The organism is Mucilaginibacter sp. P2_D11, assembly GCF_056404435.1.
Genome location: NZ_JBFUEA010000013.1, coordinates 128,396 through 140,160, shown reverse-complemented (window position 1 = coordinate 140,160; position 11,765 = coordinate 128,396). Strand labels below are relative to the sequence as shown.

Genomic DNA, 11,765 nt, shown 5'->3' with positions numbered 1-11,765 from the left:
TGAAAAGTATATAATCATTTGTTATTTAACCTCAAACGAAAAATACTGACTTCCGGCATCGCCTTTAGTGTTGATTCCTTGTATAACGCCCGCATATTTTCCTGGTTGATCGGATGTATAAAATGATACAATATCATTGCCTTTGTTGTTCACCGAAGGTGTCCAATACAATACGTTACGGAAATCGGGTAAGCGAGTGGCTGTTTTAGTGTCGGAGTCATAAACCGGCGAATAAAATTCGCGGCGCAATTGCAATCCTTCATAATCAAGCACCACCGATTTAGGATCGATGTCGATACCGCCCAAATCGCCTTTATAAGTTGTGAAACTAAATATACCTTCATGTTCAACTACGCCATGGAAGTACCGGAACGGGATAACTTCGAGTTTTTTTACTTTTAAGGGATCGATAGCAAATATTTTGTCGATATCAAAAACAGGGATACCATCAAGCAATACCAACGGATCGTCATCTAAAAATCCATTACCGCTTAATACGACGATATGAAAATGTCCCTTCTTTTTCACAATATAATCCTCGGATACATATTCTCTTAAGTCCTCTTCCATCGTTGTAAAACGCGTAAAGTCGTCGAGCTTATAGGTTTTATACGGCCTGCCATAAAAGGGGAGGCTATCGGTCTTTGCTTCATAATAATTCCGCAATTTACTACCAAAATAAATATTCAATATCTTCATACTAACGCTGCGCTGCTGAAGCGCTTTGGCCGTTGTTGAATTAAAATCTAACGTTGGGAATATTGTTTTCGAAAATTGTTCGGAGAATGGGCTCAATACCTCAATACGATAGATGCTATCTTTAAGTGAATTTGTTTGCACGATAACTTCATTCGGACCAAAAAAATCTTTGGTGTTATAAATTAAATGGCCCAGTGAATCACTTTGCGAACAATATAATTGCACCCTCTTCCCGGGCACACCCAAATACGTTATGATGTTTTTGGCAGGCGCTTCAGTTTGAGTGTTAACTATTTTGGCCGAAATAATATGTCCGTTATACTCGGGCACGAAAGTAAAGCTGGCGGGTTTATTGGCCAGCACCTGTTGCCATTCAAACCTGCGCCAACCCTGGGTTAACATCAGGTTATCTAAAGCTTCGGATGTTTCGGCATCTTTGTTTTTAAAATAATAGTCGGGCGATTCAATAAAGCCTTTCAAATCCGAATTAAGCCACAGGTAATTAAAAATATCAGTTTTGTCAACCGCTTGCAGAGAATCGACTTGATAGATCGCCATAGATAATTCTGCATTTTGCAATTTGCCTCCTTTGTCTTTCGTGGCAACGTTTATACTAACCTTTTTACGCCGCCCATATAGTTGCTGATCGGCTGCCGCATCAATAAATAATTGCCGCTCGGGGCTTTTGAAATATAGTCTTTCACAAACCGCTTGTTTTAGGCCATTAAAAACAGTTAAATGTGAAATGCCATCTCCCAAAACACTGGGATCAATAAAAAAGTGGGCAATACCATCAGTGCTTACTGCCGTTGCGGCGGCTTTTATTTCCTGCCTTGTATGCGCAAACAGATAAATAGATTCGCCTGTTATGTTGTCGCTATGTACTGTAATATCCAACTGACCGTTTTCGGTTTTTGTTAGCTTCATAGCGTAACCGTGCGCCTTAATTTCGGATATGGCCTTAATTAGTGGTGCATTGTTTTTTATATAAATTATGGCTTTATAGGTGTCATTTACATTGGGTGTAAACGAAAAAGACCCCATCCCAAATTTTAGTGTTTGAAATTTTGTCAGCGTATCGTTATGTTGGTTTACGATTACTCCTTTTGCGGAAACACCCTTACCATCTGATGCGGTTATTTTGAAAGCAACTTTACTTTCAAGGCCACTTACCAGATTTCCTCCCTCGGGGAAAAACTGCACATCGTATTTTAAAGCTGTTTCTTTAAGCGGACCAGGAGACTTTAAGGGGTGATTAGTGAGTGTTATTGCTTTTTCAAAATAAAAATCGGGACTATAATTTTTCATCCAGTTGGTGTAGGCCCTCAATTTATAATTGCCATTTGCTGTAGTCACCGGCACATAAACAGAGCCATCGCCAAAACCATTTTTCATTGCAACCTTTACCTGGGCTATAGGGTTTTGCCTGTCGTCCAACACTTCAACATAAACCACTTTACTTAAATTGAGCGGTTTATGATCGTTACCGTCTACACAATAAACCTTAAACCAAACTATTTCGCCTGGCACATAAACGGTTTTATCGGTGTGTACGAAAACCTTTTCGAGCAAAGTGGTTTGCTTATATAAGTTAAAACTGTTTTGAACCTCGTTAATAGTTTGGGCGCTACTATTGAAGTAACAGGCAAATAGAGCCATCGTAAAAACGGTCAACCTGATGACTTTCATTATATTTCTCATGATCAAATATTTATTCGTTGTATGGCCCTTCACTAATTGGGATACAAACTTTTCAACTTTTTTTCAGTGTTTTTCTATTTTTTACACTTCGAAACTTAAACCCTCAAAATATTATTGCCAAAATGGTGGTTGTTTTGTGGTGCCACGTTCGGTACAAGACGCACATACCTGGCTCGAAGCCGTATATCCAATAATCCCGGAACTGTCTAATAATTGGTCCAATGGTATAGATTGCGAGCCGAGGGGTATTAAACGACCGGCTACCTGATTAACAGTCGGCCCTCCATTTGGCGACTGGTAATCAAACAATACCGTATCTAGTTTGCAGGTGTACGGAAAGGTGAAGTAGTTAAGGTCACGGGGTAATTGATACCGGGTAATAAATATCCTCTTTCGCTGAACGTTTGAAACACCGATAAACCCAATAACTGGTTTCGATGGTGTGCTCAGGCATTGTATATTTCCATTGATAGTTGATGGCTGGGCATCAAATATACTCCCCAATTGTTCGGTATTCTTTTTCATGTTAACCCAAAAATTATAAGCATCTTTCGATAGCGCGTATTGGTTTACCTCAATACTATATTTATCCTGGAGTTTTTCAGTATTTGCCAACACGTGCACAATTGGTTTTTGATGAATTACACGCTGTGTTAGCGAGGCCGATGAGCCTAAAATAATGGTACTTGATGAATCGCGGCCAAAGCAGTAATAGACCTGCTGGGCGGGGGTCCTTCGAACTATTTCCCGTCCGTTGGTAACAAACGCCGACTCATAGGGGCTGTGGAACTTCCATGTTTCGGCGTAATCCCAACGATAGTAATTTACCACATTAGCCGGATCGTGCGTATTTACATGAATCTGTACGGTATTGTAATCGGGTACAGTAAATCCGATACTGTCGATAGGCGGGTTATTTAATACTGCCTCATACGACGAAAGATATGATTCATTGTTGGATGTTGTTATCCTTAAACGATATTTATGTGTTTTATCAAGTGATAGCGCCGGTGTAGCATACATGCCTTTACCAAAATCCATTAAAAGATATTTCGAACTATCATCGCCTTCTACAACTACTTGCGCTCCCAACTCCGGCTTATGAGTATTACCCGACGAAAGGGGAACCGTGCGGCTAAGTTTTATAAATGTAGAGTCGGTACCACTATTTATCATTCCCTCAACCACCAGGTAACTGCCTGGCGAAGCAATCGCCGGCGGGTCATAGGGCAACTTGCAGCCCTGTGATACCACTATGAAAAATAAAATGCAACTCCAGGTAAAAACTTTTACTATCATTTTTTTTTCCGTTTTCAAAAAAGCAGATTGATTATTCATATTGCTTAAAATCGTATATTATAGTTTATAAATGGGATGGCGGCCGCGAATATGGATAATTTATACCCACTGATTACGCCGCCCTGTTCGGCAAAATAGGTGGAATATGCATTTTGCTGGCCCGTTAAATTGTAAACTCCTGCAGACCATGAACCATGGAAGCGTTGATGTACCCTATGGTTACCTTCGATGTTTATCGAAAAATCGGACCTGAAATAATCAGGTATTCTATAGGCATTTCTGTCCGAATAAAATACCCTTTCGGAGCCCGAATATTCAAATTCGGATACTGGCAAAGTAATTGGTCTGCCGGTACTGTAAATTATATTGAGCGAAACGCTATAGCGGTGAGTGAATCTGTAATTCCCCGTAAAATTAAAGGAATGTGGTTTATCGTAATTAGCCGGGTAGTACTTTCCGCCGTTTATTAACTCTCCTGCGTTGGGGTCATCCTGCCGTAAAAGCGTGCGCGAATAGGTATAGCTCAGCCATCCGTTTAATTTCCCTTCGGTTTTCTTTAATAAAAACTCAACACCGTAGGCTTTTCCCCGCGTATTAATTACGTCCTGTTCAATATGGTGGTTTAACAAAAGGTTTGCGCCGCTTTTGTAATCGAGATAATTATTGATGCGTTTATAATACACCTCGGCCGACAATTCGATGGTATTAGATTTTACGTTTTTAAAAATACCAAGCGAAACCTGGTCGCCAGATTGAGGTTTAATATTAGGGTCGCTTAATTTATAAACATCGGTTGGCGAAATAGAGGTAGAGTTTGAAAGCAAATGGAGATATTGGTGCATGGTATTGTAACCCACTTTTAACGATAAATCGTCGTTAATCAAATACCTGGCCGATAGTCTGATGTCGGGCGCGGCATAAGTATTAATAATCTGCCCGCCTTTGTAAATGGTGCTGTCAATTACATTTGTTGCATCTTTTGGCAAATTGGCGGCATAATAATTTATCGTTTGCGCACCGAGGTAGTTATATATATTAAACCTTACACCCGCGCTAACCGATAATTTAGATGTTATATCGTATTTATCACCTAAATATAATGCGCTTTCCAAGGCATGCTCGGGTGCTACAACATCGGGCGCTGCGAGCGAACTACTGCCGTAGGGTTCGAAACCGCCGGGGTTGGCCTTATATAAAATAGAGCTTAGCCCGAAATTAATGGTGTGTTTATTGCTGAGGTAGTAAGTAAAAACGCCCTTAAAATTGCTTTGGTTAATATTAAAGCCCAATTTAAACGCGTTAACCGGATTGGCACTGGCTCTTATTTCATATTGGTACCTGTCCACCCCGGCAGACAAAACGCTATATAGTTTATTGTTAAAATTATGTTTCCATTTTAAAACAATACTCTTGTTGCTATACGAATAAGCAGTGTCACTGTTGAGCCGGAATTTATCGCCACTGATGTAGCTTGATAGGTAAAGGTTGTTTTTATCATTTATTTGATGGCTCACATCAAAATTCACATCATAAAAAGAAGCTGAACTGCTTTTGTACGCAGCGGGCAAAAAACTCAGCAACCAATCGGAATAGGTTGTACGTGCGCCAAATATAAATGAGGTTTTATCTTTAACAATCGGCCCTTCAATGCTAAACCTACTGGTTAACAAGCCAATCCCTGCCGAACCAGTGAAGACTTTTTTATTGCCTTCGCGGTTGGTGATTTCCAATACCGACGATAAACGCCCGCCAAATCTTTCGGGGATACTATTTTTATAAAGTTCAATACCCTTTACTACATCCGGGTTAAATGCTGCAAAAAAGCCAAAAAAGTGCGCCGGATTATAAATAGTAGCACCATTAGATAAAATCAAGTTTTGGTCGGCAGCCCCCCCGCGAACGTTAAAACCGGTGGTAGCTTCGCCAACCGATGTAACCCCTGGGAGTGTAAGCACTGCCCGCAGTACATCGGCCTCGCCAAAAACGGTTGGTATTTGTTTAATGTTTTTAATATCGATCCGCGTTACACCAAGGGCTACACCGCGTACATTTGCCACCTTATCGGCCGAAATTTTAACCTCCTTCAACCTGTTTACCTGCTCCTGCATTTCGATATTTAATTTGCCATCGGCATAAAGTATTATCTGCCGGCGGGTATCGCGCATTCCCATCCCTCTAATATTTAACAAATGCCGTCCGCGAGGCATTGTAAGGGCAAAATATCCGAATTGATCAGTAGCTACACCAGCTTTAGTGCTTTCAACATAAATACTTGCACCAGCCACCGCTTCGCCCGTTTTAATATTGCGTACGTAACCTGATAAAACTGCATTGCCCGGTGCTATGACGTTTGTTTTTAAGCCGACTTCGTAAACCTTGTTTTCGGTTGTGGCCTCGGGTATTTTTTTATCACGATCGTCGGTGTAGTATGCTATTGCCGGGGGCTGTGTCACCTGCTGATTATTTGTCGGTGTTTCCAAAAAATCAGACGCTAATTCGCTTTTAATGTCTCTACCTTTAGCTAAAAAAATTTGCTGGTTGACAATAGCATAGTGATAATCGGTATTGCTGAACGCTATGTCTAAAATGTTTGTTACCGGTTTATAGGTTACCTGCAGGGTGATTTTTAAACTGTCGAACTGCGTAGCATCGTAAAAAAAATGGTAATCTGATTTCGATTCCAAATCAGTCACAAATTGCTCAATTGTTGCCTTTTCGAAATTCACGCTAATCAACTTTACATCTTTTTGCTGCGCGAAACCTACCCGGACTAGAAAGACCAAACAAAAAATAACAAGATAAAGGCTTTTCATATTAATTGCTTAAATGGTCATAAAAAGATACAATTTTGACCATTGCCTCTTCTGGTTTAGCCCGAAACTGAATGTGATTGGTTTTAATATATTGCTTTAATTCCTTTTTTTTATCCTTTAAAAGCTCCAACAGTTCGCCCTGATTATTGAAGCTATAAAAAACGTTGTTTTTTTGGAGGAACCACTTTGTGGACTCCGAGAAATAGCTTTCGGCCCAGTTGTTTGTTTGAATTGTTTTTTCTCGTTTTACCAAAATTTCAGTTTTACCGAGATATAATTGATCATAAAAACCCGGCTTTAAACCTTCCTTTTCGCCAGGGGCATCACTTTTTACATTGACGAAATGATGGTTTAAGAAATTAAAACTTTTTACTTTTTCTTTAACTAATGAATACATAGAATAATGATTATATAGAAGCGCTACCACTTGGTCGGTATTTAAGTCGTAAAGCATAGGTACGTCATCGTAATAAACGTCATCGTAATAAACCGATCCGGGAGTAAACGAGTTTACATCCAAAAAATAGGCGTTGCCCTTTGCTAGTGGGTCGTGTAAATGGTATTCAATTCCATTAAATATATCGGCCTGCTTGCCAACCGACGAATGATAAAACGTTACCGCCTTATCAAAGGCATTTTGCTGTGAACTACTATCACGATTAACAACTTGCGCTAAAGTTTTTTTGCTGATTACTATATTGATAAGGCATAAAATCACGGACAGGTAAACAATTTTTCTCATTGAGGGCGTATATAGGTAAAACTGACTCATATTTTAGAAATGGACTTAACTTTTAACCTGGCAGCTGTGATTATAACCTGATTTTTATTTTCACGCACATCAAAAATGGCCTGTCCCAATTTTTTATTAACAATGAGTGAGGATTTGGTGCTGAAACCGGCGAACGTAGTGTATTTGACTTCTATGATATCATCCTTACAAACGGCGATGTACATTAAGCCTTTATCCGGCTTAAGTAGCAATCCCCTGGCATCTTTTTATAAGATATACCAGTGACGTTAGCAGATATGCTTATGCAAAGCAAAATCAGGGGAATTATCGGTTTGCAGCAGACCTGCTTCAATACTTGCGTCTTGTTCAACATGAATATAGGTTTATCATAGGTTTATTGGTAGATAAAATGATAGCTAACAAAGTCGTCTCCGCATTGAATGTCGGTGTTCCCCACTTCCCATCCGGAAACAAAGAAACTATTATCTCTTTTTTAAAGCTATCAGGTTATTGATTGGGCTGGGCCAAAAGTATAGATGGGAAAGATGGATGAACGGGTACAAAAGTAAATAAATAGGGCACAAAATGTTCAAATTGACGAAACTTTGCGCGGCCCATGCTGTCAGATGTGTTCCTCAATACTACAGCCTAACGCTTGGGGCGGGCATCCACAATTTGAAGAAGAGCACCTGATTGCGGTGGTTCAACTTGGTCCGTTTTCTTAAACGAATGATCTGAAAACAATTTCTTGAATAGGGTATTAGTTATATAATTAAAGGGCCCGCGAAATTACTGCCGCAGGCCCTTCATAAATTATATTATTAACATATCCATTTTATTTGAGTCTCGCTAACAAAAAAAAGCCCGGAGGGGAACTCCAGGCTTTTATAAAATAAAGGGCTTATCTAAGTGTACTCTCGGCGTAAAACTTAATTCCCTACTTCCGACATGAATTTGATACGCATAAGCTGTACCTCTTCGCGGGTATAATCATCCGGGCCCAGGTCTACCAGGGCATCATCTATGGAGTCTATCTCGGCTGTCTTGAAGTAGTCGTAAACCTCTTCTTGTTTGTCCTCATCAATAACCTCGTCGATATAGTAATTGAGGTTGAGTTTGGTACCCGAGTTTACGATTGTTTCTACCTCTTTCAATATCTCCTCGTAGGTGAGGCCTTTAGAGGCGGCTATATCATCCAGATTCAAATGGCGGTCGATATTCTGGATGATGAATACTTTCAAAGCCGATTTATTGGCGGCGCTTTTAATAACCATATCCACCGGGCGGTCTATATCGTTATCGTCCACGTATTTCTCTATCAGATCGGTAAACGGCTTGCCGAATTTCAGCGCCTTGCCTGCTCCCACGCCGGATATTTGCTTAAGTTCCTCTGTATTTATCGGATAATGCGTGCACATTTCTTCCAAAGAAGGGTCCTGGAAGATAACGAACGGTGGCAAGGCTTTTTGCTTGGCTATTTTCTTGCGCAGGTCTTTCAGCATCTGCAGCAGTGCCGTATCTAATGCACCACCACCCTGTTTAGGGCCGTCCTCGGCCTCGTCATCGTCTGTCGGGCCCATGTCCCTGTTCAACACGAAACGAATGCTGTAGGGGTTCTCTATGAACGAATTGCCGGCTTTGGTTAAATGCAACAGGCCGTAATGATCAATATCTTTCGAAAGGAAATTGTTCAGCAAAGCCTGACGCATGAGCGAGTTCCAAAGGTTATCGCCGTCTTCTATACCGGTGCCGAAGTAATCTTCCAATTTATCGTGCTCATAGTTCTTCACCTGGGCATCATCTTTGCCCATCAGGATATTGATGATATGGCAATCGTCGAATTTCTCTCCGATTAGTTTAATCAGGCTAAGGGCTTTATGCAGCTGCGCTTCGCCATCAAAATGGGTTTTCGGTGCCGAGCAGTTATCGCACATGCAATTGCAACCGGCTTCATTAAAGTTCTCGCCAAAGTAATGCAGCAACTGCTTGCGTCGGCAAACCGACGATTCAGCATAATCGATAACCTCTTTCAGTATCTGGGTGCCTATCTCGCGCTCGGCCACAGGCTTATCTTTCATAAACTTCTGCAGCTTATCGATATCCTTGCCGCTGTAGAAGGCAACGCAAACACCTTCACCGCCATCGCGGCCGGCGCGGCCGGTTTCTTGATAGTACCCCTCCATGCTTTTAGGCATATCGTGGTGTATCACGTAGCGTACATCAGGCTTATCTATACCCATCCCAAAGGCGATGGTAGCCACAATAACGTCTACATCTTCCATCAGAAACTTGTCTTGTGTATCGGCACGCACCTTAGGGTCTAAACCGGCGTGGTATGGCAATGCCTTTACACCGTTTAGATTAAGCGCCTCGGCCACTTCCTCAACCTTTTTACGGCTGAGGCAATAAATAATGCCCGATTTGCCCTGGTTTTGCTTTACGAACTTTACGATTTCCTTAATAGCCGTGCGCTTAGCCCTTACCTCGTAAAACAGGTTTGAGCGGTTGAACGACGACTTGTAAACCGTAGCGTTGTTCATTTGCAGGTTCTTCTGGATATCCTGCTGTACTTTGGGTGTTGCGGTTGCGGTTAAGGCTATGATAGGGATATCGTCACCTATATTGCTTATCACCTGGCGTATCTTGCGGTATTCGGGCCGAAAATCATGCCCCCACTCTGAAATACAGTGTGCTTCATCTACCGCCACAAAGGATACCTGGTTCAGCCTCAAAAAATCGACGTTCTCTTGCTTAGTCAATGATTCGGGCGCAACGTAAAGCAGCTTTGTTTTGCCGCTCAATACATCGTCTTTTACTCTCAGAATATCGGCTTTGGTAAGCGAGGAATTGAGGAAATGCGCTATGCTGTCTGAGCCACCGAAGGCCCTTAGCTGGTCTACCTGGTTTTTCATCAGTGCAATGAGCGGGGAAATCACAATCGCTGTGCCTTCGCTCATCAATGCAGGTAGTTGATAACACATGGATTTGCCACCACCGGTAGGCATTATCACAAATGTATCGTTACCTGCTAAAATGTTCGTAATTATCGCTTCCTGCTCCCCTTTAAAGTTATCAAACCCGAAGAAATTCTGCAGGTTATCAAAAAGCGATTTTTTAGCTTCTATCATCTATGTACTTTAATACGTTTTAAAAATATGGTTCAAAATAACAAAAATTTATAAATAAACGATGGGTTTTGTGTAAAATTTTATATAAAAATGATTATTCTTCTGAAAACAATTTGTTTATTTAAACATTTAAAAGAGTGTATTTTTTGCGTTGAAATATTTAGTTCTATTTAATACTAAATTTACAAATTAATGCACACTTTTAACCAGTATTTAACAAATAAAAATTCATCGACCCGAGCATGAACAAAAACTACTATGCCATTATTATGGCAGGCGGTATTGGCAGCCGTTTTTGGCCAATAAGCAGGACTTCTCATCCAAAACAATTCATCGATATACTGGGTACCGGGAAAACACTCATCCAAAACACCTATGATCGTTTCCTTAAAATTTGCCCTAAAGAGAATATTTATGTAGTCACCAACGAAATTTATACCGGCCTGGTAAAAAAGCAACTGCCAGATATGGCAGACGACCAGATACTCACCGAGCCTGTTATGCGCAACACCGCGCCTTGCGTGGCCTACGGCTGTTTTAAAATTGAAAGCCTTAACCCTAACGCTGCTATCGTAGTGGCCCCGTCTGACCACCTGATACTAGACGAGGCTGCCTTTGTTACTGCTATAGAAAAATCGTTGCAGGCAGCTATCGAAAAGCAATGCCTGGTAACGCTGGGTATAAAACCATCGCGCCCGGATACCGGCTACGGCTATATCCAATACACTGATGAGGTAGTCAACGACGATTTTCATAAAGTGAAAACCTTTACCGAGAAGCCAACCGTGGATATTGCCAAAACCTTTATCCAAAGCGGCGACTTTTTGTGGAACGCAGGGATTTTCGTATGGTCGGCAAAGGCTATTGTAAAAGCCTTTAACAGCTACCTGCCCGAAATGCATGAGATATTTGCCGAAGCCCGCTCCGTTTACAATACCGACGAGGAAAAGGCTTTCGTACACAAGATATACCAGCGCTGTATCAATATCTCTATCGATTATGGCATTATGGAAAAGGCATCCAACGTTTACGTACTGCCATCAGAATTTGGCTGGAGCGATTTAGGTACCTGGGCATCCATCTATCAACTGGCCGATAAGGACTATGTGGGCAACGCCGTTATCCCATCAGAAAAGGTGATTATGTACGATAGCAGCAACTGCATGGTAAACGTACCCGGCGAAAAGCTGGTGATATTGCAAGGACTGCACGATTTCATCGTAGTAGAGAGCAACAATTCCCTGCTCATTTGCCCGCGCGACCAGGAACAGAACATTAAACAAGTAGTTGCCGACGTAAAGAGCAAGTTCGGGGCGAAATACATATAGAAGAGATTCAAGACATAAGAATCAAGATACAAGACTAAAATAAGAAAGCCCAACTAAAAGTACT

7 protein-coding genes are annotated in these 11,765 nt (G+C 41.3%); 2 read left to right on the top strand and 5 right to left on the bottom strand.

Annotated elements, in window-relative coordinates; genetic code table 11:
* Positions 1–21: 21 nt before the first annotated feature.
* From AC1DXC_RS20290 to AC1DXC_RS20275, 4 genes are all read right to left on the bottom strand, one after another.
* Positions 22–2,400, bottom strand: a complete 2,379-nt coding sequence (locus tag AC1DXC_RS20290; RefSeq protein ID WP_477461008.1) for an MG2 domain-containing protein — start codon at positions 2,398–2,400, stop codon at positions 22–24.
* A gap of 111 nt (positions 2,401–2,511) precedes the next feature.
* Positions 2,512–3,699, bottom strand: a complete 1,188-nt coding sequence (locus tag AC1DXC_RS20285) for a DUF4249 domain-containing protein (RefSeq protein ID WP_477461007.1) — start codon at positions 3,697–3,699, stop codon at positions 2,512–2,514.
* 44 nt (positions 3,700–3,743) lie between these two features.
* Positions 3,744–6,425, bottom strand: a complete 2,682-nt coding sequence (locus AC1DXC_RS20280; protein ID WP_477461006.1) for a TonB-dependent receptor — start codon at positions 6,423–6,425, stop codon at positions 3,744–3,746.
* An 88-nt stretch (positions 6,426–6,513) separates the two neighbouring features.
* Entirely contained in the window at positions 6,514–7,254 is a 741-nt protein-coding gene (locus tag AC1DXC_RS20275; RefSeq protein WP_477461005.1) for a hypothetical protein, read from the bottom strand.
* A gap of 132 nt (positions 7,255–7,386) precedes the next feature.
* Here AC1DXC_RS20275 and AC1DXC_RS20270 point away from each other — a divergent pair, with 132 nt between their 5' ends.
* Positions 7,387–7,530, top strand: a complete 144-nt coding sequence (locus tag AC1DXC_RS20270; RefSeq protein WP_477461004.1) for a hypothetical protein — start codon at positions 7,387–7,389, stop codon at positions 7,528–7,530.
* 644 nt (positions 7,531–8,174) lie between these two features.
* Here the strand turns inward: AC1DXC_RS20270 and recQ are convergent.
* Positions 8,175–10,370: a DNA helicase RecQ gene (gene recQ / locus AC1DXC_RS20265; RefSeq protein ID WP_477461056.1), complete on the bottom strand. Its 2,196-nt coding sequence runs from the start codon at positions 10,368–10,370 to the stop codon at positions 8,175–8,177.
* Positions 10,371–10,615: 245 nt separating this feature from the next.
* On the opposite strand from recQ, the gene AC1DXC_RS20260 reads away from it, so the two are divergent.
* Positions 10,616–11,701, top strand: a complete 1,086-nt coding sequence (locus AC1DXC_RS20260) for a mannose-1-phosphate guanylyltransferase (protein ID WP_477461003.1) — start codon at positions 10,616–10,618, stop codon at positions 11,699–11,701.
* Positions 11,702–11,765: the final 64 nt, after the last annotated feature.

Bases quoted from the DNA above. Each gene is read 5' to 3' on its own strand.
- AC1DXC_RS20290 (WP_477461008.1), bottom strand. From the start codon at position 2,400: ATGAGAAATATAATGAAAGTCATCAGGTTGACCGTTTTTACGATGGCT.
- AC1DXC_RS20285 (WP_477461007.1), bottom strand. From the start codon at position 3,699: ATGATAGTAAAAGTTTTTACCTGGAGTTGCATTTTATTTTTCATAGTG.
- AC1DXC_RS20275 (WP_477461005.1), bottom strand. From the start codon at position 7,254: ATGAGAAAAATTGTTTACCTGTCCGTGATTTTATGCCTTATCAATATA.
- AC1DXC_RS20270 (WP_477461004.1), top strand. From the start codon at position 7,387: ATGAGTGAGGATTTGGTGCTGAAACCGGCGAACGTAGTGTATTTGACT.
- AC1DXC_RS20260 (WP_477461003.1), top strand. From the start codon at position 10,616: ATGAACAAAAACTACTATGCCATTATTATGGCAGGCGGTATTGGCAGC.